General features: G+C 55.9%; 20 protein-coding genes. 5 read left to right on the top strand and 15 right to left on the bottom strand.

Translation table 11 applies throughout. From position 1 onward, the window contains the following. Positions 1 to 178: 178 nt before the first annotated feature. From J8E65_RS12050 to J8E65_RS12035, 4 genes are all read right to left on the bottom strand, one after another. Positions 179 to 1,231 carry a LacI family DNA-binding transcriptional regulator gene (locus J8E65_RS12050; protein WP_210376405.1) on the bottom strand — a complete coding sequence of 351 codons (1,053 nt, stop codon included), beginning with the start codon at positions 1,229 to 1,231 and terminating at the stop codon, positions 179 to 181. 108 nt (positions 1,232 to 1,339) lie between these two features. Beyond that, positions 1,340 to 2,710 carry a M28 family metallopeptidase gene (locus tag J8E65_RS12045; RefSeq protein WP_210376404.1) on the bottom strand — a complete coding sequence of 457 codons (1,371 nt, stop codon included), beginning with the start codon at positions 2,708 to 2,710 and terminating at the stop codon, positions 1,340 to 1,342. A 75-nt stretch (positions 2,711 to 2,785) separates the two neighbouring features. Next, a complete protein-coding gene (locus J8E65_RS12040) occupies positions 2,786 to 3,190 on the bottom strand; it encodes a hypothetical protein (RefSeq protein WP_279308417.1) in 405 nt (134 codons plus the stop codon). 22 nt (positions 3,191 to 3,212) lie between these two features. Then, the gene (locus J8E65_RS12035; RefSeq protein WP_210376403.1) at positions 3,213 to 4,424 is read right to left on the bottom strand and encodes a thioredoxin domain-containing protein; all 1,212 of its coding nucleotides are present in this window, start codon (positions 4,422 to 4,424) and stop codon (positions 3,213 to 3,215) included. A gap of 135 nt (positions 4,425 to 4,559) precedes the next feature. On the opposite strand from J8E65_RS12035, the gene J8E65_RS12030 reads away from it, so the two are divergent. From J8E65_RS12030 to J8E65_RS12020, 3 genes are read left to right on the top strand one after another with little or no spacing between them, the layout of a single operon-like run. After that, positions 4,560 to 5,432, top strand: a complete 873-nt coding sequence (locus J8E65_RS12030; protein ID WP_237181991.1) for a chloride channel protein — start codon at positions 4,560 to 4,562, stop codon at positions 5,430 to 5,432. Further along, positions 5,419 to 6,102, top strand: coding sequence for a deoxyribose-phosphate aldolase (gene deoC / locus J8E65_RS12025; protein WP_210376448.1), 684 nt, complete (start codon positions 5,419 to 5,421; stop codon positions 6,100 to 6,102). Before J8E65_RS12030 ends, deoC begins: the two co-directional genes overlap by 14 nt. Positions 6,103 to 6,111: 9 nt before the next feature. Continuing rightward, entirely contained in the window at positions 6,112 to 7,848 is a 1,737-nt protein-coding gene (locus tag J8E65_RS12020; protein ID WP_210376402.1) for a RecQ family ATP-dependent DNA helicase, read from the top strand. Positions 7,849 to 7,869: 21 nt separating this feature from the next. On the opposite strand, the gene J8E65_RS12015 is transcribed toward J8E65_RS12020, so the two are convergent. Further along, positions 7,870 to 8,124, bottom strand: a complete 255-nt coding sequence (locus J8E65_RS12015; RefSeq protein WP_210376401.1) for a hypothetical protein — start codon at positions 8,122 to 8,124, stop codon at positions 7,870 to 7,872. Between the two features lie 160 nt (positions 8,125 to 8,284). On the opposite strand from J8E65_RS12015, the gene J8E65_RS12010 reads away from it, so the two are divergent. After that, the gene (locus J8E65_RS12010; RefSeq protein WP_237181990.1) at positions 8,285 to 8,776 is read left to right on the top strand and encodes a hypothetical protein; all 492 of its coding nucleotides are present in this window, start codon (positions 8,285 to 8,287) and stop codon (positions 8,774 to 8,776) included. On the opposite strand, the gene J8E65_RS12005 is transcribed toward J8E65_RS12010, so the two are convergent. Continuing rightward, positions 8,773 to 9,357: an HAS-barrel domain-containing protein gene (locus J8E65_RS12005; RefSeq protein WP_210376400.1), complete on the bottom strand. Its 585-nt coding sequence runs from the start codon at positions 9,355 to 9,357 to the stop codon at positions 8,773 to 8,775. The two genes, J8E65_RS12010 and J8E65_RS12005, sit on opposite strands and share 4 nt — an antisense overlap. 24 nt (positions 9,358 to 9,381) lie before the next feature. Next, on the bottom strand, positions 9,382 to 10,542 hold the full coding sequence (locus tag J8E65_RS12000; protein WP_210376398.1) for a DNA double-strand break repair nuclease NurA: 1,161 nt from the start codon (positions 10,540 to 10,542) through the stop codon (positions 9,382 to 9,384). A gap of 271 nt (positions 10,543 to 10,813) precedes the next feature. On the opposite strand from J8E65_RS12000, the gene hemW reads away from it, so the two are divergent. Beyond that, on the top strand, positions 10,814 to 11,971 hold the full coding sequence (gene hemW / locus J8E65_RS11995; protein ID WP_210376396.1) for a radical SAM family heme chaperone HemW: 1,158 nt from the start codon (positions 10,814 to 10,816) through the stop codon (positions 11,969 to 11,971). A gap of 133 nt (positions 11,972 to 12,104) precedes the next feature. On the opposite strand, the gene J8E65_RS11990 is transcribed toward hemW, so the two are convergent. From J8E65_RS11990 to J8E65_RS11955, 8 genes are all read right to left on the bottom strand, one after another. Next, positions 12,105 to 13,526, bottom strand: a complete 1,422-nt coding sequence (locus J8E65_RS11990; protein ID WP_210376394.1) for a capsule assembly Wzi family protein — start codon at positions 13,524 to 13,526, stop codon at positions 12,105 to 12,107. Beyond that, positions 13,513 to 15,045: an undecaprenyl-phosphate galactose phosphotransferase WbaP gene (wbaP, locus tag J8E65_RS11985; protein WP_210376393.1), complete on the bottom strand. Its 1,533-nt coding sequence runs from the start codon at positions 15,043 to 15,045 to the stop codon at positions 13,513 to 13,515. Before wbaP ends, J8E65_RS11990 begins: the two co-directional genes overlap by 14 nt. Before the next feature lie 560 nt (positions 15,046 to 15,605). Next, complete coding sequence (fcl, locus tag J8E65_RS11980) at positions 15,606 to 16,553, bottom strand: GDP-L-fucose synthase (RefSeq protein ID WP_210376392.1); 948 nt, start codon at positions 16,551 to 16,553, stop codon at positions 15,606 to 15,608. Further along, positions 16,546 to 17,592, bottom strand: coding sequence for a GDP-mannose 4,6-dehydratase (gmd, locus tag J8E65_RS11975; RefSeq protein ID WP_210376391.1), 1,047 nt, complete (start codon positions 17,590 to 17,592; stop codon positions 16,546 to 16,548). Before gmd ends, fcl begins: the two co-directional genes overlap by 8 nt. Next, a complete protein-coding gene (locus tag J8E65_RS11970; RefSeq protein WP_210376390.1) occupies positions 17,589 to 18,353 on the bottom strand; it encodes a WecB/TagA/CpsF family glycosyltransferase in 765 nt (254 codons plus the stop codon). The genes gmd and J8E65_RS11970 overlap by 4 nt, the downstream gene beginning before the upstream one ends. 2 nt (positions 18,354 to 18,355) lie before the next feature. Continuing rightward, entirely contained in the window at positions 18,356 to 19,555 is a 1,200-nt protein-coding gene (locus J8E65_RS11965; protein ID WP_341481765.1) for a glycosyltransferase family 4 protein, read from the bottom strand. Positions 19,556 to 19,557: 2 nt separating this feature from the next. After that, positions 19,558 to 20,418: a glycosyltransferase family 2 protein gene (locus tag J8E65_RS11960; RefSeq protein WP_210376389.1), complete on the bottom strand. Its 861-nt coding sequence runs from the start codon at positions 20,416 to 20,418 to the stop codon at positions 19,558 to 19,560. Next, positions 20,409 to 21,569, bottom strand: coding sequence for a glycosyltransferase family 4 protein (locus J8E65_RS11955; RefSeq protein ID WP_237182008.1), 1,161 nt, complete (start codon positions 21,567 to 21,569; stop codon positions 20,409 to 20,411). The genes J8E65_RS11960 and J8E65_RS11955 overlap by 10 nt, the downstream gene beginning before the upstream one ends. Positions 21,570 to 21,572 lie beyond the last annotated feature (3 nt).

The following is a 21,572-nucleotide window of genomic DNA, read 5'->3' as shown; positions in this document are numbered from 1 at the left end:
CAATCCCTTGAATTGTCTCTACTTTCACTTTCATCTTACCCCTATAGCAGGGCTTTTATGGAACCGCTTCCTAATTAAAAACTTACGAAGGAGATTTACCGCTTCATTTTTTATATAAAAGGCCACTATGCCTCGGTGCTATCGGCTTTAGGCCGTTTAGATCGTGTGGGCATGCAGCCTAGCGAAGCGGCCGGGTCGAGGCGCGCTCGATAAGCTTAGCTTCAAGCACGATATGCCGCGGCGAACGCGTCTCGTTTTTTTCTTTGGCTTCGATCAGCTCCAAAAGCAACTCAGCAGCCTTTGCGCCCATTTCCCGCTTGGGGACATGCACGCTGGTGAGCGGAATGGTGAGATAGGCCGCCATCGGGATGTCGTCAAAGCCAATGACCGATACCTCGTCGGGCACCCGAATCCCCAGTTCAGCTAGTGCCCGCAAGACACCCATGGCCACGAGATCGTTAAAACAGGTTACCCCTGTGGGCATATTGTTGCGGTGCGTGCGAAAGTACTCTAAGGCCGCTTCATAACCATCCCGAAGATGGGCACCGGCCGGAATAATTACCTCATCGGTAAAACGTAGATGGGACTGGCTAAAGGCCTTCTCTACGCCCAAAATGCGGTCTCGTGTATGCTGCGTATAGGGCGGACCAGCAAAGTGTACAATGCGCTCATGCCCACGCTCAATGAGGTAATAAACTGCCATCTGCGCTGCCTTAACGTTATCGACACTTACCACGTTAACCGGCAGCCCTTGCACGGCTTCTAAAAGCACAAACGGATACTCAGCCCGCCGCAACATGAACAAATGGGACAGATCCGCCCGCGCATCCAGCACAGGAGCGATCACCGCACCCTGCACATAGCGATTCTGAAACGCCTTGAGCAGCTCCCCTTCTTTTTCGTAACTCCCTTCTGAAGTGCACACCAAAGAGAGGTATCCCCGTGTAGCCAAATACTCCTGCGCCCCAATGACCACTTCCGAATAAAACGGATTGTCCATTTCTTTCACAACCAGCCCAATCGCAGGTTCAAACACCTTCCCATTGCCTTGCATTGCCCCCAGCGCCCGCGCCGAGGGCGAAGGCTGATAGCCCAGTTCTTCAATGGCGGCCAATACCCGCCGACGCGTATGCTCCCGCACCGAAGGGCGGTTGTTCAACACTGCGGAAACCGTGCCTACAGAAACGCCCGCTTTGCGGGCAACATCAGCAATCGTGACGCGCTTTTTCATGAAAGCAAACGACCCTAGTCTCAGCAAACCAAACAGGCTTGAATTTATGAAATGCAATGAAGCCTTTCAATTGCCATTTTTGACTTTTGCAGGACGCAGTCCCTACCCTTATTGAAACCTCGGCCTGGGAAACTGCACCAGGCTTTCATGCCCTGCATGGTCAACCGACTGAATGCCAAAAAAGTAATCATCTTTGGATAGTCCTTTGAAGGTATAACTGGTTTCGGTTGCAGGCACAAACCATTTATGTTGCCACTGAGGAGCGGTGGTCTCGCGCACCAGCACGTAGTAGCCGGCCAGCCGCTCGCGTCCGGCTTTGGGGGGTTCCCACAGCAGCTGGGTGTCTACCGAAAGCTCACGGGCATCGATATAGGCGGCCGTAGGTGGAGGTGGTGCCAGGGCCAAGTTGGCCAACGCAGCCGTCATCAGCCGCGTCACGCGGGCTACATAATCAAAGTCTACGCGGTCGGGCACGTCGCCATACGCAATGCCATTTTCGACACGTACATCTTGATGCTGGCGCGTGTAAGCTTCGTGGGGTTCGGTTAGACGTACAGCAGCAAAGCCACGTTCATTAAACGGAATATGATCCCCGCCGCGTAAAAAGCGGTCACGCCGGAAAATCATTTTGACCTGCAGCTCGGGTACATAACACATCCCTATTTCCTGCAAATAACGGGCAAGCTGCCGCGAAGGGCTATCGTTTTCGCCCCCGATGGCCTGTCGAAGCCGGGCGGCTTCGGGCGTTTCGGCAGAAGGTACGCCTTCAGAGAAAACGCGTACTGTGCGGTTGTCACGCACGCCATTGTCGCCTTCGGTATTGCCCACAATGTCGAGCGTAAACATCCCTGCTACGTTCCATCCCAACGAGTCGGCCTGGGCGGCCAAGTGGCGCGCTCCGATCAGCCCTTGCTCTTCAGCCGCCATGGCGACAAACAGAAGGGTGGCTGGGAAACGCTCGCTGGCCAGTACGCGGGCCATTTCCATTACGGCTGCCGTCCCACTGGCATCGTCAGAAGCTCCAGGGGCATACGACAGCGAATCCATCACATGGCTGCTCCGGCTGTCGTAATGCCCGCTGACGATAAAGATTCGGTCGTCTTGCGGATCGGTGCCTGGCAGCCGCGCGATGACGTTCGCGATCTCAACCCGGCGGTCAACGCGCCGACCGTCGGGGCCATACCAAAAGCTGTCCAAAAACACTTCCATGCGTCCACCACCGGCAGCTGCGTAGCGCTCGAGCGTACGCTTGATCCAGCGTCGCGCAGCACCAATGCCAAACGTATCGTTATCTGCTGGAGAAAGCGTGTGCCGCGTGCCAAAAGCAACCAGCTGGCGAATGTTGGCTTCAATCGTGTCTACCGAAACGCGCTTCAGCAGCTGCTGAATGCGGGGGTCAGGATGCAGGGCAACCGGCTGCGCTAGCCCCTGCAGGCTGAGCATGCTTAACCCGAAAAGCGCTCCAAGCAAAGACCGCATGGCTTTTTAGCAGGTTGGCTATTGTGCACTCTGGGGGAAGTTAGGTGCCTGCCTATAGAAATGCCAGGTCCCAGCTCAAAAGTGCACTTCTTCTACGCGGACTTTGCGCAACCCTAGCTCGGCTAGCGAGCGGCCATCTCGAAACGGAATCCAAAACAGCCCAGAAAGGTCGCCGGTGCGCATTGCTCCTGGGGCCAAGGTATCGCTTACGGCCTCAACGTGCTCGCTGCCGTCTGCTGCGCGAAAAACCACCTCAAAACGATAGGCGATCGGCTTTTGGCGTTGATTATGCACCCGAAGAACCACACCGTTGTGCACGCCATCGGCTTCGGGATAGAAAATATACGTGACCTCCAAGCCCTGATGGTGCAGCAAAGGTTGCCAGACCGCCGTCCACCAAGGGGCTTGCTGCGCCCAGGCTGGGCTAAGTTCCAGGAAAAGTCCCCATAGCCCAACGGCCCACCAAGCGCGTATCGTCACCCCTCCATAACGCGTACACGTTTTAGGAGCCCTTAGCCTGCTGTAAGATCAACTGTCCCAAACACTCAACCGTTCGTGACGCTCCGGCCACAAAACGACCATTGATGAGCACGGTCGGCACGCCACGCACGCCAATCATGCCGGCCTGCTGTCGCTGTTGCAAAGCGTAGTCGCTGAGCGCTTTATCCTGAAGCTGACGGGTCAGTTGCTCTGGATTCATGCCAATCTCGCGGGCAATCGCTTGCAGCTCTTCAAGCGTGAGCCCTCCCTGGCGCTGGCGGGCAAACTGAGCCTCCAGCATGGCTTCGTATTTCCCTTCACGGGCAGCTGCATAGAGCGCTACCACCTGTGGGATGGAAAAATCCCAAAGCGGAATCGGCTTAAACACAAAGTAGGCCTGCAGCCCGTAACGTGCCACCAGCTCGCTCATGACGGGATGCAATTGCTTGCAGTGCGGGCAGTTGGGGTCTAGGTATTCAATAACCACAACCGGTGCTTCGGGATTGCCTACGGTAGGATCGTTTTTTGAAATCAGATCACGGTAGAAGCGGACCGGTGGCCGTTCGGTATCGAACGCGCAGGTTTGTGCTGTTTCCTGTGCTTCGGCCACGGTTGCCGTAGCCGTTTCGGAGCGCCCCCAATAGACGTCAGCGCCCATGAAAAGCAGCACAATGCCCGCCAACACCCCTAGCGCCCAGCGTTCGGTGCGCAGCGTTCCGGTACGTTCCATAAGCTTTAGCCTCTGGCTAAACAGTTCATAAGCTTGCAGGCCAGCCATTGCAAGCACAAGTGCGGCCGAAACCAAACACAACGCGCAAAACGTGGCCAGCACAAAGGTTTGGTAATAGAGTAGGTACAAGGTATAAAGCAATCCCCAAAGCAGCAACCCACTGCGCAGCAATTTGGGCACCAGGCGCCGGTGTGCAGGAAGCCCTAAGGCCAGTGCGCTTAGCAGGGCAATGGCGGCATAGAAAAGTCCCCCCCAAATCGTGTTCGAAACGCCCAGGAACGTGCCTGCCGCGCTTTGCACAACGGCAGCGCAGTCAAATGCTTTCTCTAACGGCGCTAGCGAAGCCACACCAAAGCACCCTTCGGCAAACTGGCGCTGCTGCTGCACCCATAGGTGCGTTACGTCAAGCAGTCCCAAAAGCGCCAAGACGAACATCAAGCGATTTATCCAAGGCCGCCGTGCTTGCAGGCGGCTGCGCCAATCTAAAGGGGTAAGACGGGCCATGCTATATGCCGATTAAAAAGCTGGTACGTAGGTAGTGAATGCAGAAAAATACACTGGAGTTTCGCTACTTCGCTTCGACTTTTGCCCAAAGGTGGATGTATTTTTAAAATAGCCCTGCGCAAAACTTCTAAGGTTATGGCGCGTCGCAACGAGGTAGATGCCACACAACTCTTTCGGCTACGCTATCCTCGTTCACTTTGGGCTTGGACGCAGGAGCTCGACTGGCGCATTACCGGACGTTGGATGTTCTATGCGGTGCTCATTGGCGTGCTGGTAGCTTTTTGGGCTCTGCTATTCAGTCATCTGGTATCTCTACTCACCAAGCAGATCCTGGTCGATGGGGCAGGCTACGCGCTTCCACTCCCTAGGGGCGAAGGGGGAAGCGAGCTTTTTGACTTAAAGCGCGCGATGCACCCAACGCGACGTTGGCTCCTTTTACTGGCACCAACGCTCGGCGGGTTACTGGTGGGATGGATCATCCACATGTTTGCCTCTGAAGCAGAGACGCGCGGCACCGACAGCGTGATCCGGGCTTTTCATCACGAGCACGGGGTAGTACGCCCGCGGCTGGCGCTTGTGCAGACGATTGGCTCTGCTTTAACGATCGGCACGGGGGGCAGCAGCGGTCGTGAAGGACCAATTACGCAGATTGGCGCAGCACTTAGCACCTGGCTAGCGCAGCGATTCCAAGCTGTGATGGGCTCAAGCTACGGCTGGCTGCAGCAGGCTATCTTGGGCAACCTGCCGCTTTCCCTTATGGCGCTGCTGGCCCTGCTGAAAATGCTAGCCACCGCATTCACCGTTGGCTCTGGTCAGCTGGGAGGAACTTTTGCACCTTCGCTGGTGATAGGGGGTATGCTAGCTTTTAAAACCCGCTATCCCGCCTTGCCCGCCCTAGATGCCCAGGGCGCCATTGTCGGATTTCTACGGCCACACCAGCTGATCAGCGAGTATCACCGGGCGCTTTTGCGCTCCTCTACTGCTTCCAGCAGCCATGACGTCTCATGAACTAGCACGGTACATCGATCACACGGCACTAAAGCCGGAAACCACGGAGGACCAAATTCGCGGCTTGTGCGCCGAGGCCCAGCGCTACGGGTTTGCGGCTGTTTGCATCAACCCCTGCTACGTACCGCTAGCTGCCTCGCTGCTCGAGGGCTCTGGCGTAGCCGTATGTACCGTTATCGGCTTCCCCTTGGGAGCCAACCAAACGATCACCAAAGTAGCCGAAGCCGTGCAGGCTCTCCGGGACGGCGCCCGGGAACTCGATATGGTGCTAAACATCGGCTGGCTTAAAAGCGGCCAGCTCGAAGCCGTGCGCGACGACATCCGCGCGGTAGTTGACGTAGCGCACAGCGCCCAACCTCGGGCACGGGTTAAGGTCATCTTGGAGACGGCTTTGCTGACCGAAGCCGAGAAGATCACTGCCTGCCAGCTGGCCCTTGAAGCAGGCGCCGACTTTGTCAAAACATCCACGGGCTTTCTCGGCGGGGGTGCTACGGTCGAAGACGTAGCGCTTTTGCGCCGCGTGGTTGGAGACCGCATGGGCGTTAAGGCTTCAGGGGGCATTCGCACGCGTGCCCAGGCCGAAGCGTTGCTTGCTGCTGGGGCTACCCGTCTGGGGACAAGCAGTGGTGTGGCCCTGCTCTCCGATGCTGCCGCAGAGGCTGCCTATTAGACAGATCGCATGCCTAAGCTCACAGCAGCAGACTACGAAGCCGCGCGCGCATTGCTTCGGCGCTACTGGCGGCATGCGGACTTTCGCCCGGGCCAATGGGAAGCCATTCGCGCTGTGCTGACAGGCCAAGACGTGCTGGCCATTTTTCCAACCGGCGGTGGCAAGTCGGTTTGCTACCAGCTTCCAGCGTTGCTCTTAGAGGGGCTGACTTTGGTGGTTTCGCCCCTGATTGCACTTATGGAAGATCAAGTAGCCCGCTTGCGCGCCCGGGGTATCCCGGCAGCGTTTGTGCACAGTGCCCTTGCACCTTCTGCCACCGAGCAGCACTGGATCAATGCAGCGCATGGGGCCTACCGGCTGCTTTACCTTACGCCCGAGCAGCTCACCACACATCGCTTTGCCGCCTTGAGCCCGCGCCTTCGCATCAGCCTGCTTGCGGTCGACGAGGCGCACTGCGTGAGCGACTGGGGACCCGCCTTTCGTCCAGCTTACCTGGAGCTGTCCCAAGTGCGGGCGCAGCTAGGTCATCCGCCCATGCTGGCCTTAACGGCGACCGCCACCCCCTCGGTGCGGGTCGACATCGTGCAAAAGCTCGGTCTACGCACGCCTTGTGTAATCGCAGTGGGGTTTGACCGTCCTAATCTCGTCTGGTCTGTTTTTGAAACATCTCACAAAGCCGAACGCGTCGAGGCCGTAGTGCGCACCATTGCCGGAGCAGGCATCCTCTATTGCGCTACGCGTCGCAGTGCCGAGCGCTGGGCGCAGCAACTTGCACGCTGGCGCATCCCGGCAGTCTGCTACCACAGCGGCTTGACGATGGCCGAGCGCCGCACAGCTCACCAAGCTTGGCTTGAAGACCGCGCACGCGTGATGGTTGCTACCCGTGCTTTTGGCCTAGGTGTCGACCGCGCCGACGCGCGCTTTGTCGTGCACACCGCACTGCCCCCTTCCCTGGAAGTCTACTACCAAGAAGCCGGACGTGCTGGGCGTGATGGCCACAAGGCCCATGCGGTTTTGCTCTTCGAGGCAGCCGACATTGCGCTTGCACAAGCGCTGCTTCAGCAAACCTACCCTTCTACTGAAACCGTCAGCCGCATCTACGAAGTGGCCTGCAGCCTGGCTCAAGTGGCTATCGGCAGTCGACCCCAGCATCCCATTGCCCTCGACATCGCTCGTATCGCCCAGCTGGTCGGTACTTCACCCTCTGCAGTGCGCCGTGCGCTAGAGCTCCTGATGCGCCAAGGCCTATGGGAACCGGTAGCGTTGCGCGCGCAAGACGTGCTCCTGCGTTTCTGCGCCCCAGCCGCTACGCTACGCCGCTTTGCCCACCAGAACCCCAACGCACGCCTGGGCCATTTTGTCGAAACGCTCCTTCGAAGCATTCCGGCCGAGGCGTTTCACACCTGGTGGCCTGTGAGCTTACGTTACCTAGAACGCCAAACCGGCCTACCCCGCGAACGGCTGTTGCGTGGACTGGACTTTTTGCGCGAGCGTGCTTTGCTTGGCTGGCTTTCTGCTGCCCAAGGCCAACTTGTCCGCTTCAAAGAAGCACGCGCGGCACGCCTCACCTTCGACGACCGCCTGCTGCGGCAAGCCCAGCAGCAAGCCGAAACCCAACTCGAGGATATGATCCGCTATGCACGCACGCCTGGATGCCGACGCCACTTTCTACGCACTTACTTCGGCGAAGCGGCACCCGCCCACTGCCACAGCTGCGATCACTGCCTAGGAGGCCAACCCTTCTAGATCGCACCTGCAGGGGATGTTTTACTCTGAGGATGGCGTCGATGTACTCGGCCTCTCTTCGGGTAGTGCCCGCAGTTGCTGCTCTAGGCGCTGCAGGAGCGGTGCCTGCGCTTCTTCTACAGCCTGCCGCACCAATTGCTGCAGCTCACGAGCACTCAGCGAAGGGCCTTGCCGTGCTTCTAGCTTCGCGCGGCGATAGTCCAAAACCAACTTAATGATCCCTAAAGGCAGCGCAAAGGCTACCAAAGCTACCGTGAGAAATTCCCAAAAGTTCATTGCCTTTTAGCATTTGACCTTACCCTCACGCTCTACGCGGCAGCTCAGGTTAAGTTACAAACGAAAAACGCTGCCTTGCGCGTTGGTGCATTTCAAGAAGACCTTACGTTTTTCACTGCAGAAAACCGTAAATTGGGGCAACCGGCTAACCAGGCGAATCATGAAGCATTTTTTCTGCTTTGCATTCTTTTTGGGAATTGGCCTAATCCCTACGGTGGGGCATGCGCAGACGCGCGTAGGACTAGGGCTAAACGCCCTGCTCACTGCCGACGAAGGCCTGGGGCTGGGCTTTCGCGGCCGGGCTTCAGCGCCTGTAACTGCCGATCTCTCGCTGGCGATCGACATGGGCTTTACGGGATTTATCTTTAAGGGGCGGGACGAGGCCACCTACGTCTTTGATCCGCAGCTTTCGGCCATTGTTACGTTCCCGCCGCAAGGCCGGCAGGCGTTCTATATGCTCGCTGGCGTAGGCGCCTATGCGCCTGTTTCCCAATCCTATCGCGGCGAGACTGGTCCGACGGTACACTTTGGTTTAGGCCGCGTGCAGCTTCTGCAGGAAACGCAGCTCTTTTATGAACTGAACCCGACGCTCATTGTGGGGGAGCGCAATGTCGATGTGGTGTTGCCTTTTCGCATTGGCGTCATTTTCTAATCCAGCCGTCGCAAGATGGCCTCAAGCCGCTCGTGGTCGTCGCGCAGCAGCCGACTGAGCATACGCCCTGCTTCGACGAGCGCCTGGGTCCCTTCAGGGCCGTGATACCCTTTTTGGATTTGTCGCAGCACGGCGACAAGCAAGTCGTCGATTGGTACTGCCGGATCTGGGCTTTGCACCAGCATCCGCAGAAAGTCGTAGGGCCGGCTTAGGCGTTGCACGATCGTAGGCGGACAGGCTTCGACAAAGGCGTGGATACTGGCGGGATACGGGGGAAGCGTCTGGTGCATGCGGCCCTGCGGATCCTCATAAGCGAGCACCTGTGCCCGAAACGTTGTGCGAATCAGCTCGAGCACATGAGGCATCTCCCGGCGCAGTTCCTCTGGCGTTCGCCCCAGCGCCATGGGCCGTCGCCCTGGTTCGGTGCTGCCTAGCTCAACGTGGCTGACCAGTCCATAGAGCCTCCACCCCTCAGGCAACGCGACGCAAACCCAACTGCCAAAAGCTGGGGGAGCTTGATCGCGATACACTTCGGCTACGAATTGGCGGGTACTTGACTCGATGACTTCGCCTATGGGCATGGGGCTTTTTTGCGTTTGGTAACGTTACAGCACAGGCCGCCGCTTGCTCATCTGTTTACGGGAGCTTTCCAAGGTCATGCCGTTTTGCAAAAGCTGGCGGCCAATCAAGTCATAAAAAGCTTCGCGATCGACGCCGCGAATGATTGCCCGCTCGTGCGCTTCCGCTAGCACCATCGGGTAGCCCTGGCCTTTTTCGCATTCTTTGAGCAAGACGGCATGCAGCAGATCCAACCAGTCCGTGTGCTCTGCAACCCACTGAGGAAACTCGATGCGGGCAATCTCAACGGTGCCATAGCGCGCAGGCACAGCCAGGTAGACATAAGCAATCTGATGCTCCCGTGCATACGCCCACTGAATATGTGAGCCTGAAAGGAAGACAGCTGAACGCTCTCCAGGCTTAAGTAACTGTGCAAACAGCAGCCGGTCTGGCAGTCCTTCTAGGGACAGGGCCGGGGGTTGCGGTGTGCATTCTCCCCGCACAACCCGCAACAGGTTGACCACTTCGGCCCCACCCGGTCGGCTGATATAGGAAGCTAGCGGAATTTGCTCCTTCTGGAAGCCTTCTAAAAGCTCCGCGTAGCGCTGAATAAGCCGCTCTTCCAGCTCCCGCTGATGCAAGCGGCGAATCATCCACCGAATCAGCGTGCCGTCGAGCAAGGCTACCAGCGGACGTCCTGCCCGACGCGCCTCCGTCGCTAGCTCCAGCAGGGCCTCCAGTTCATACTCGTCGCGCAGCGCTGAAACGACTTCGACCGTAATGGCCTCAAACCGATCATCGAGAAAATCGCGCAAGTCTTCTTGGCGATAGTAAAAGCGCGGCACCGATTCCATCCGTGGGGGCTCGAGCGTACCTAGTTGAAAAGCTACCCGTCCTACGTTGAGCAAAAAGCACGGGGGCTCTACATGCCGATCAGGGAAAATCTGCGAGCCATCGGCAGCCACCACGGTCACGGTAGCAGGACGCTCCGGAGCGTCCCTGCATTCCTGCAGCCGCGTACCGAGCAGCTGTGCTACTAGCCAGCTAGGCCGCACGTCCTTCACTTGCTCGTCGAGCGCCTCAGCTTCGGGGGCTGCTGCCCAGGCCTCCAAAGCTGCGCGCAGCTTCTCCTGCAGTACATTCCGCTGCCGCCATTGGTAGGCGGCGAAATCCTGCAGCTGCTGCTGCAATTGAGCAAAGTCGAGCACGGCGCTTTGGGGTTTGAAGCCCACGCTACCACAAGTTCTCACGCAAAGCTGCGCGTAGGCAAGCGATACTTTACCGCTCGAGGAAATTTACGCCAAACAGATCCCTAAAACGAATGCTATGGCATTAATCGCTAAAAAAAGCCCCCTCTTGCCTCAAAGGATCACGCACCGAAGCGATCCTTTAGGGGTAGACGCATTATGTAAAAACCATGTATGGTTAAATCCACGGCAAGCGCATGTTATTTTATTGCCAACGACCTGCTGTTTATCCATGGCCAGCCTTTACGTACACGTCCCGTTTTGCCGGCAGCGCTGCAGCTACTGCGACTTTTACTTTGTCACTGGGCAGCGGCTCTACGGCAGCTTTGTGCAGTCGCTCTGCATCGAAATTGAATACTACGGTCAGCTTTACGGCAAGATCGAACCGGTCACTACGCTTTACTTTGGTGGGGGTACGCCTTCGCGCCTAGCGCTAGAAGAGGTGGCCCGCATTTTGGAGGCGCTCTACCGGCATTTTGATCTGTCCGAGGTAACCGAAGTGACCTTCGAGGTCAACCCCGAAGATGCCACGCTTGACTATCTGCGGGGGCTACGCCATTTAGGCATTAACCGGCTGTCGATTGGGGTGCAGTCGTTCTACGAAGCCGATTTACGCTTTATGCACCGGGCGCACACGGCCGATCAGGCCGAAGCAGCTATCACCAATGCGCTTCGGGCGGGATTCGAGAACCTCAACGTTGATTTGATCTTTGGCTTGCCCGATCAACCCATTGAGTACTGGATGGCCAACCTACAAAAGGTGGCTGACCGTGGCATACCGCACCTTTCCACGTATAGCTTAACCATTGAGCCTGGAACCATCTTAGCCAAACAGGTGGCACGCGGCCTCACGCGACCTGCCGACGAGGCCACCTACACCGCCTGCTACGACTTTGCCATGGACTATCTGACAGACCGAGGCTACGAGCACTACGAAATCTCTAACTTTGCACGCCCGGGCTATCGCTCCCAGCACAATCAGGCCTATTGGCAGCATGCCAACTACATCGGTTTTGGCCCTTCAGCGCATTCTTTCTGGTGGGGTGCCCTCCCTGAGCCGGGGGCTTACCGCTGGGCTAACGTGCGCAACTTGCGTCGCTACGAAGCTTTGCTGGCGCAGCACCATTTACCCTTGGAATTCCGAGAAGGTCTTTCCTACGATCAACTGGCTGAAGAATACCTCTTGTTGCGGCTGCGCACAGCAGAAGGGCTGAACTTAGACGACTACGCCGAGCGCTACGGCGTCGACCTGCTCAGCGAAAAGCTCGATGACTTGGCGGCTTTGGAGGCCGAAGGGCTGATCGAACCTATCCGAAATGGCACCCTACGCCTAAGCCGTAAAGGCAAGCACGTCTGCGATGCAATTACCGCACGCCTGCTGCCCAGTTAATTGGCACTGAAGGAATTATCCAACTGCACCGAGAGCTTCCCTCGTCAAAGTTCAGCATATCCAAAAACAGAAGTCTCGCTGAAACGCTAGGGGATCGTCACCGCGTCTTCGCGCTTGATCGTCTAGGCCACAATCAATGCAGCTGTCGACGCAGGGCCAATTGCGCGCCTGTACTTCTTGGATAGACCTGGCCTTGGTCGTGTGCTACGGCTAGCTGCAGGGTTAGCTGGGGCCTTAGGGTCCACCATAGCGCAGCATACCAGCTCCACTGCCGAGGCCCTTTCTCGTAGAAGTAGGTCTGACCTGCTGCTCGCGCCGCATCCCGATCCCGATAGGTACCGTAGTTGCGCGAGTAGGTTACCTTGCAAACATACCCTACAACCTTCGCAAACTGCCCTTCCAGAGCTACGTGATGAGCCACAATTCGGTTGTTTGCAATGCGATTCATGTTGAGGATTTGCCCGTTGGGGTGAGGGAAAAAGAGCGGATTACTAAGGGTACGACCGTAATAGGTCCATCCCGACCGGTATAGCCAATGATTATAATAATTGTCTTGCCCTCCTGGACCTCCACGCCCTGGACCTGGGGGTATCGGACCGCTTTGGCGCTTAGTATAGAGATACTCGTATACCAGCTGATGGAGGGGCAGCCAAGGCATGGTCAGCACTACCCCCAATAGCCCATCGCCTGGATTTTTGAGCTTCAGCCCATCTTTGTCCTCAAAGATAAAGTGCCGGTAGACGTGTAGTGCAAAGGCGCCGAGGCGTCCTTTTGCTCCTACATCCCAAATGCCCAGGTGATTACCCTGGTAGTAAATCTGGTCGGCGGGCGGGGCATCGGGTGCCCCACTCATACCCCAGAAGATGCGCCACCAGTCGTCGATTCCTTGGGGTTGGCGTCCGTAAATTGGTGAAATACCGCCCCACTGGGCACTGTGCACAAGACCTCCGTAAAGCTGCCAAATGCCTGCGTCTAGTCGCCCATAAAGAAACTTCTCATGTAGGTAAGGTCGACGGGTATGGCGGGGGTCGTCGAACCAGCCATGCGCTAGATAGGCGCGGATCTGCAACAGGCCGCGTGTCCCGGGGACGGCAAGAAAACCTGGTGTCTCTACGGCCACTTTAGGCATTGGGGTAGCATTGCTTCCGGTGCCGAGCGAACCCATTGACAAGCTTCCAGCCGTTTCCCCAATCTCGTAGGCATAACGCCCTACCTGAAGGCGCACGAAAGGTCCGGTAAATCTGGCATACAACACGGGAAAAAAGAGCGTCCGATGTGGTGAAATCCGCCCCACAAGTTGAGCACCGACTTCCCAGGACCAGCTGCTGCGCAGGCTATCCTGAAAGCTGCTCTCGAGTTGGAGATAGCCGTTGGTGCCTGCGGGGTCTACGCTACCCCATGAGTTGGCATGCAACCAAAGCGGCAGTGCACCCCCGCCAGACGTAATCAGCCCTGTCGCTGCTGCCATCTCCCAAGAAATCGCTTGTCCTTTTGCCGGCAGGCAGCCAACACCGATCAGCAGGATTCCTATGCCTAGCCGATTAATAAGCCCCATGTCCTCTTAAAACTGCGGGGATAGTTCGCATTAAGATAACCAGATCCAGCCAGATCGACCAGTTACGTACGTAGAAGCTATCCCAGCGTGCCATGCCTTCGTTTCCGGTATCGCTACGACCACTAACCTGCCAGAGCCCTGTTACACCGGGGCGCACGCGCAGGCGCAAGCGCTGCACCTGGGGCGGGAGTTCGTGGTGGTGATAAGCCGGAAGCGGCCGCGGCCCTACCAGTGACATGTCTCCCTTAAGCACATTAAAGAGTTGTGGCAGCTCGTCAAGCGATAGCCTGCGGAGCCAGCGTCCGATACGGGTAATGCGGGGATCATTTTTGAGCTTAAAAGTTGCCATCCATTCCGCCCGAGCTTGGGGATTGTTGTTTAAATAGTGTTGGAGCACGGCTTCGGCATTGGGCACCATGGTGCGAAACTTGATCACGCGAAACTTCCGCCCTTCTAACCCAATGCGTTCTTGCGTAAAGAATGGCGCCTTACGGTCTTCTAGCCACACCAGCAGGGCAATGATCCCTATAAGGGGAAGCCAGATCGGTAGCGTAGATAGGAGCAGCACCACGTCCATCAGGCGTTTAAGTCCTTGAGCTAAGGGATCCAGCAGGTTCGAGGTAAGCTCCAGCGCCAGCGTTCCCCCAATGTTCGATGCGCGCACCCAGAGCGAAGGGACCCCTACCAGCTCAGGGATGAGCACCACTTGCTTATAGATAGCTAGCGGACCGTCTAGCAGCATGCTCAGGCGGCTAACCGGTAGTCCCGGTAAGGCCACAACAGCTATAGGGGCCTCAGCGGTATTGGCATCCACGCCACCCAATACAGGGATGTTTTTGATTTTGCTCCCCCATAGCCCTTGGTCAAGGTGAAAAATACCTACCGGGACATAGCCTAGCTGGGGCTCCTTCTGCAAGGCATAAATTACCCGCTCAACCATTCCGTTGCCCCCATAGATCACAGTAGCTACTCCCCACCTTTTAAAGCGGATCAGCACGCTTCGAGCAAGGTAGCGGGCCATAGGTACCAGCACGATAGCTAACACCCCACCTACGCTGAGCAAAAAGCGGGCACTGCTCGTCGACCTTCGCGCCAAAAACAGAAAAACCATGATGCTCATAAACAGCATAGCCAAACTCATCACCAGGCGCCGCAGCTCTTCGGCTGCCCCTAATCCCCATCCAGGCAACAAGCGTAGCGCCAAGGCCACAAACCACCAAAGCACGGGCATCCCCCAAGCCCATCGCGGAAAGAGCGCACTTTTGTTGAGCCAGAGCTCAAGCGCATGGGCCAGCAACAGGGCCGCAGATAGGACCAACCCTTCCGCTAAAGCAATAACGGCTGCATTTTCTAAACGACGACGGTGATAATCCCAAGCGCGCTTACGTCCTACATGGAGGAAAAGCCTTCCGCTTTTTTGCTGTTCACGCGCATCCCAGACGATCCCTGCTTGCAGCAACGATTCGTTTTCTCCCAAACTGCGATCCTCTTCTCTGACGGCTTCTAACCAGAAAGGCATCGGCGTAGTCTCTTTGGTGTTAATGCTCACAGTACCCTGAAGCCCCCCTTTTTCCCCTAGGGCACAACCTGCACAACCCATCGGAAAAGAAAGACCGACGCACAGGCGCTGGCCCTGAGAACAAAAAAAAGGCCAAACTTTGACCTGTTTGCGCTTTGGACAACATCAATGCCAGTTCACAAAATCTTCTTTAATAAGCTGGCATCAAGTTTAGTTTAATAATTTAAAACTACGTTTTTAATGGCTTTTTTTTTCTAGAATTCTCCTGGAATAGGCGCTTTTCGAGGGGTTGTATAGCTATAATTCGTGTACTAAACCGTTTACTATTTTTCTGTGTTTTCTTTAAAGCCATCAGACTTTGCACACGGTTGTGCAAAACGTGCCTACGTAGCTATCCTGGGCAATCAAGTCTGTTAAAGAGCTCTCTGGAGGCCTATCTTTCTGCAACGCCTCCAGAGGGGTATAGCTGTTAAGTGCCTTTTTATCCCGGATTGCTTTCCTACAGGTGAAGGCTGCTGCATTGCACGCAGCGCCAAACCATGAGCGTCTTTGATCGCTTTTTAGACGTGCATTGCCTTTTCGGCGTAATGCGTCACATACCAGTGGTAAGTTTCTTCGATGCCTTCGCGCAGGCCGATTTTTGGTCGCCAGCCCATGGCCCAAAGGCGCGATACGTCCAGCAATTTACGTGGGGTTCCATCCGGCTTTGAGGTGTCAAAGACGATTTCCCCCGAGAACCCGGTGATTTCTGCAATAAGCTCGGCCAGTTCTCGGATGCTGATATCCTTGCCCGTGCCCACGTTGATGATGTCTTCGTCGTTGTAATGCTGCATCAGAAAGAGGCAGGCGTCGGCCAGGTCGTCTACATGCAGGAATTCTCGGCGGGGCGTACCGGTACCCCAGACCACGACCTGTTTTGCTCCTTGCGTTTTAGCTTCATGAAACTTGCGAATAAGGGCAGGCAGCACATGTGAGGTTTCCAGGTCGAAGTTATCTCCTGGTCCGTACAGGTTAGTAGGCATAAGGCAAATGGCATTAAAGCCATACTGGCGTCGGTAGGCCTGGCAGAGCTTCAAGCCCGCGATTTTGGCTACTGCGTACCATTCGTTGGTAGGTTCGAGGGCTCCTGTGAGGAGATATTCTTCTTTCATCGGTTGTGGAGCATGTTTGGGATAGATGCAAGAGGAGCCCAGAAAAAGCAGCTTCTTTACGCCGAAGCGATAGGCGGCATCGATCACGTTGGTTTGGATTTGCAGATTATCGCGAATGAAGTCGGCTGGATAGGTACTGTTGGCCAAGATGCCGCCGACCCGGGCTGCGGCCAAAAAGACGTACGTTGGCTGCGTTTCGGCAAAGAAGCGCTCTACGGCTGCTTGGTTGCGCAAGTCCAGTTCATTGCGCGTGCGCGTAATGAGATGCGTGTAGCCTGCTGCCTGGAGCTTGCGCACAATAGCCGATCCCACCAGCCCCCGATGGCCAGCGATGAAGATTTTGCTGTCCTTAGTCATTGAGCATACCTCGCAAAGCAATTACATGGCCAGCATCTTTTAAAGTGCGTTCTTGGCGCGCCAATTCCAAGTCATGCTCAACCATCATCCGCACCAGTTCCCTAAAGCCAACCTTTGGACGCCAGCCTAATTTTTCTCGGGCTTTTGTGGCATCTCCTAGCAAATAGTCCACCTCAGTTGGGCGAAAGTAACGAGGGTCAATCGTCACGTGTTTTTTCCAGTCCAGATCAAGCATATCGAATGCTAATTCCAGAAACTCTCGTACCGAATGCGACTCACCTGTGGCAACGACATAGTCATCGGGCTCATCCTGCTGGAGCATCAACCACATAGCTTCCACATAGTCACCGGCAAAGCCCCAATCGCGTCGCGCCTCTAGATTACCTAAAAAGAGCCGATCTTGTAGACCTACTTTGATACGCCCAGCTGCTCGCGTGATTTTACGCGTGACGAACGTCTCACCTCGCCGTGGCGACTCGTGGTTAAACAGGATACCGTTGCAGATAAACAAACCATAGGCTTCTCGATAGTTTACCGCGTACCAGTAAGCTGCCACCTTAGCTGCAGCATAAGGACTGCGAGGATAAAAAGGCGTTTTTTCATTTTGTGGAGGAGGAGCAGCCCCAAACATTTCTGATGAGCCAGCTTGATAAAAACGCACCGCTTTTCCGCTGCTGCGCACAAAGTCTCTGACGGCTTCTAGGAGGCGTAAAGTTCCTGTCGCTACAATATCAGCCGTATACTCAGGTTGTTCAAAAGAAACTTTCACGTGGGATTGGGCTCCTAGGTTATAAATCTCATCCGGTTGAACGCGTTCTAGAATATGACGCAGCCCAGTACCATCTGCAAGGTCGCCGTAATGAAGGAAAAGTCGCGCCTCTGGATCATGAGGATCGCGATAGAGGTGGTCGATGCGATCGGTATTAAAGGTTGAAGTGCGGCGGATAATACCATGTACTTCATAGCCTTGCTCCAGCAGAAACTCTGTGAGATAAGATCCATCTTGGCCGGTAATTCCCGTAATTAGTGCCTTTTTCATAGAGCGTGCCCTTTTTGCTTTAATAATTGTCGTCCGACGAGTACTACGAAGCGAGGATTATGCCGAACATATCGCCGCCAGAGCCGGCGCGGCTCCATTAGCAGGCGGAAGAACCATTCTAGACCCATCTGTTGCAGCCAAAAAGGCGCTTGGCGTATCCTCCCCGCATGAAAATCAAAAGCAGCACCAACCCCCACCATAACAGCCTGAATCTGTCCTTTATGCGCTGCCATCCAATATTCCTGTTTTGGGCATCCCAAGCCGACGAATAGAATCCGTGTACCCGAAGCATTAATAGCCTCAACCACCTTCTTATCTTCTTCGGGAGTGAGTGGTCGAAAGGGTGGACTGTAGCAATAAGATACCTGCAAGCCAGAAAATCGACGGGAAAGATTTTCCGAAATCCCCTGTGTCGCCTCTGGATGCCCGCCATAGAACCCTACGGGAATACCACAACGCGCAGCTTCTTGCGCTACCCAGAGCGTTAGTGTGGGACCATAGACACGCTCCTGCTTAGGGATCCCCATGCGGCGAAGCGTCCAGACCAGTGGCATGCCGTCGGGTGTTACCAAATCCGCGGCATTCACAATAGCCCGAAAGTCGGGACTGTCGTACGCTTCCATTACCATATGCACATTCGCCGCGCATACATACCGACTTTCCCTTGCCTCTGCCCAGTCTATAATTTGCTTTGTAGCCCACGCATAGCTAGTGGCATCCACACGCATGCCTAAGATGTAGCGGTGCTGGACCTGTGGCATCCCTATCTGCCCTTGCGATGGTTATCAATCGCCTGCTGGTAGATCTCCATGAGCATCTGATAGTTCCGCTCCGCCGTATACTTGGCCTCGTACTCCGCCCGGGCCTCCTGCCGCATGCGGGCAAGGTCCCTAGGATGGGCCAGAAGCCATTCCACCTTGGCGGCCAGGTCCTCGGGATCGCCAGGGCAGAAGAGGAGGCCGGTACGGCCATCGTCAATGATGCTACCCTGGGAGCCAACGGCTGTCACCAAGATCGGCAACCCTTTCGCGAAGGCCTCGGCTATCACCCTAGGGAACCCCTCGTACCACTCCGAGGGGAAAACCAAAAAGGCCGCATCCCCCATCAGGGCGTAGACTTCCTCCAGGTCTTTGCGCCCCAGCCATTCCACCCCCTGTATCCTTTGGGTTGTCAGGCTCACCTCCTGGGCTAAGGGGCCATCGCCCACGATTTTAAGGGGCACCCTTCCTCCCAAGCTTTCCCAGGCCTTTAGGAGGGTTCCCACCCCCTTCTCCGGCGAAAGCCGCCCCACGAAGAGGGCATACCCGCCCTTCCCGGCACCTACTCCAGGGTCTGGGTGAACAAAGTTAGGCTTCACTACCAGCTTCTCCGGTGGGAATCCAGCCCGAATGAACTTCTGTCGCGAGAACTCTGTAAGGACGATGTAGCGATCCACCATGTCCCAGGTGCCCAGCAATCGGTGGAAAGTCAACATGCCCGCCACCACCGCACTGGCTGCGCGGCTATCCCGATAGCACCCGTGCACCACCCCCCGCCAGGGTAGGTGCCCAAGGCAGTCCTCACACACCCGCCCCTGGCGAAAGAAGAGAGCGTTTACACAGAGAAGGCGGTAGTTGTGAAGGGTCATGACTACGGGGAGCTTTTCGGCTTTGGCAGCATGAATGACCGCAGGGGAAGCCAAGGGGAAAGTATTATGGATATGTACTACTTGGGGACGCTTTTCTCGGATGAGCGCCCGGAAGTTTTGGTAGGCCTCTCCATTCCAAACCGTCACCGCTGCCTGACGCCTACGGGGCATGCTTTCTAAGGCTCGGTTATGGAGTGCGCAGGGAATGACTTCGTGTCCTTTACTTTCCAGCAGAGCTTTCTCGGCCTCAAAGACCGCGTCCTCACCGCCAGGCTGCTGGTAGCGGTTGTGGAGGACGAGTATTCGCCTTATGCCGCAGACCTCCTGGACTCCCACCCTTAAGCCTCTTTTTCGGACCCGTAGCACGCTCTGAGAAACTCCAAGAAATTGCTTGCCTGTTGTTCTCCCTTAAACCAACGGAAGCTTCGACCACGAAAGTTCAGCGCGCGGAACTCACTCAGATAGCATCCATCCTTCAACTTCAAGATGCGGTGCCAAAGCCGCCCATACTCAAAGTGCAACCGACTTGGCCTCGCTCTGTAACGCTCTGTCAAAAGGCGGTAAGAACGAGCAAAACGCCTCCAGTCTTGAGCAGTAATCTGCGCAGCGTGTACCCTGAAAACGCCTATTGGACATGGTGTCCACACAAACTTGGCTTTTTTCAGGGCAAGGTCCAAGTAAAGCTGCCAATCCATGACGCGGTCAACATCAACGTGCCATGGATCTATCCCAAGCAACTCTCTCCTTATTAAAACAGCGCAGGAGGGAATAAACGGCCCGTAATGCCACAGCACGAATTGACTAAAGGTATGTGCAGTACGCAACCTCAAGAACTGTCCCTTTTCATCGACAAAGAGGCAATCTCCGTAAACCACGTCTGCGCCTGAAGCTATAGCTTGGCTCAGTAAATGAGAAAGCGCGCCAGGGAGAAAAAACTCGTCCGCATTTAACCACGCGATCCAATCGCCCCGCGCACGTCGCAAGGCTTTGTTGAGCGCGTCTGACTGTCCTTTATCAGGACTGCTATCCCACTGCACCCATGAATACCTCTTCAGCAATTCTTGGGTGCCATCCGTCGAGCCCCCGTCCTGAACAACATGCTCGACGTCCACTCCCTCCTGGAACCGGACACTCAAAATAGCATCTTCCAGGAATCGACCATAGTTCAGGCTCGGTGTGAGCACACTAATTAACGCCATGACGTCTCCTTAGCAATAATCTTACCATAAAGCTCGGCAGTGCGTCGCGCCACCGTATCCTGGTGCCAACTCATCGCTCGTTCCCTGGTAGCTCTAGCGAAACGCAGGCGCAGCCTCTCATCCCCGATCAGTTCTTCTACAGCACTGCTCAAGGACTGAATATCGCCTGGAGGCACCAGAAGACCAGTTTCACCGTGTTCCACTACGGTAGGCAAACCGCCCACGCGATAAGCAACCACTGGCACCCCCGCCGCACTCGCCTCGGCAGCCACCATGCTAAAGTTTTCTCCTTGACTTGGAAGAACCAGCAGTTTTGATACAGAAAGTATCTCGGGTAATTTATCATTAGGTACGGCTCCTAAAAAAAACACCTTTGAGCGCTCCAGTGCCTCTGCCTGCTGGCGACACCGCTTCAGGTAATCTTCGCCTCCCATATCACTCGCTCTTCCCACCACAGCCATCTTCAATCCCCTTCCCCCTTTCTTTTCCAACCTGGCTACTACCTTAATTGCCTCCAGAAGTCCCTTAGACTCCGTGATACGCCCCACGTAAAGTAGGTCAAACTCAGCCTTTCCGGTAGACTTTACCTGATAAAAACGATTGTTAACCGCATTCGGAATAAAGTAGACACTTGCCCGCGTGCTTTGACGAAACCAGTCCTCCAAGTAATGAGAAATCGCAACTATGTGCCGTGCCCTTCGCAGCGTCACGCGCTGGAGTACGTGCCCAAGATGCTGCCATATGCCTCGAGGTTTCAGATATGCTGTTACACCGTAGACGCCATGGAAAGTCAGAAGGTGCGGACATGGTTGAAGCGTAGCTAACCAAGCATATCCAGCTTCGATCCCCTGGCCATGCACGATATCCGGGCGAAGGCGTTCCACCGCCCTTAGAACTGACGGCCTACGAAGAAGGTAAAGCGTACTGAGCCCACTTCCCCTTGGAACCTGAAGCATCTCCACATGGATACGTCCCCACAGCGTCCCAGCTGCAGTTCCACTACGGCTGAAGGATAGCACTGAAACCTCCAACTCAGAAATGCGAGAAAGGCTTTCTAGCAGGTTCAACACAGGGGTAGGTAAGAAGTGCTTCCTCCATAATTCCTCGCCCTCGGCACTCCGCAACAGTGTGGAGGGAAAGTCAGTTAGCATAAG

The sequence above is a fragment of the Rhodothermus bifroesti genome (genome assembly GCF_017908595.1).
Classification (GTDB): domain Bacteria; phylum Bacteroidota; class Rhodothermia; order Rhodothermales; family Rhodothermaceae; genus Rhodothermus; species Rhodothermus bifroesti.
This window is presented reverse-complemented; position numbering and strand designations above follow the sequence as displayed.

Excerpts from the sequence above, each read along its gene's own strand:
- J8E65_RS12050 (WP_210376405.1), bottom strand. The coding sequence starts at position 1,231 with ATGAAAAAGCGCGTCACGATTGCTGATGTTGCCCGCAAAGCGGGCGTT.
- J8E65_RS12045 (WP_210376404.1), bottom strand. The coding sequence starts at position 2,710 with ATGCGGTCTTTGCTTGGAGCGCTTTTCGGGTTAAGCATGCTCAGCCTG.
- J8E65_RS12035 (WP_210376403.1), bottom strand. The coding sequence starts at position 4,424 with ATGGCCCGTCTTACCCCTTTAGATTGGCGCAGCCGCCTGCAAGCACGG.
- J8E65_RS12030 (WP_237181991.1), top strand. The coding sequence starts at position 4,560 with ATGGCGCGTCGCAACGAGGTAGATGCCACACAACTCTTTCGGCTACGC.
- deoC (WP_210376448.1), top strand. The coding sequence starts at position 5,419 with ATGACGTCTCATGAACTAGCACGGTACATCGATCACACGGCACTAAAG.
- J8E65_RS12020 (WP_210376402.1), top strand. The coding sequence starts at position 6,112 with ATGCCTAAGCTCACAGCAGCAGACTACGAAGCCGCGCGCGCATTGCTT.
- J8E65_RS12015 (WP_210376401.1), bottom strand. The coding sequence starts at position 8,124 with ATGAACTTTTGGGAATTTCTCACGGTAGCTTTGGTAGCCTTTGCGCTG.
- J8E65_RS12010 (WP_237181990.1), top strand. The coding sequence starts at position 8,285 with ATGAAGCATTTTTTCTGCTTTGCATTCTTTTTGGGAATTGGCCTAATC.
- J8E65_RS12005 (WP_210376400.1), bottom strand. The coding sequence starts at position 9,357 with ATGCCCATAGGCGAAGTCATCGAGTCAAGTACCCGCCAATTCGTAGCC.
- hemW (WP_210376396.1), top strand. The coding sequence starts at position 10,814 with ATGGCCAGCCTTTACGTACACGTCCCGTTTTGCCGGCAGCGCTGCAGC.
- J8E65_RS11990 (WP_210376394.1), bottom strand. The coding sequence starts at position 13,526 with ATGGGGCTTATTAATCGGCTAGGCATAGGAATCCTGCTGATCGGTGTT.
- wbaP (WP_210376393.1), bottom strand. The coding sequence starts at position 15,045 with ATGCCTTTCTGGTTAGAAGCCGTCAGAGAAGAGGATCGCAGTTTGGGA.
- fcl (WP_210376392.1), bottom strand. The coding sequence starts at position 16,553 with ATGACTAAGGACAGCAAAATCTTCATCGCTGGCCATCGGGGGCTGGTG.
- gmd (WP_210376391.1), bottom strand. The coding sequence starts at position 17,592 with ATGAAAAAGGCACTAATTACGGGAATTACCGGCCAAGATGGATCTTAT.
- J8E65_RS11970 (WP_210376390.1), bottom strand. The coding sequence starts at position 18,353 with ATGCCACAGGTCCAGCACCGCTACATCTTAGGCATGCGTGTGGATGCC.
- J8E65_RS11960 (WP_210376389.1), bottom strand. The coding sequence starts at position 20,418 with ATGGCGTTAATTAGTGTGCTCACACCGAGCCTGAACTATGGTCGATTC.
- J8E65_RS11955 (WP_237182008.1), bottom strand. The coding sequence starts at position 21,569 with ATGCTAACTGACTTTCCCTCCACACTGTTGCGGAGTGCCGAGGGCGAG.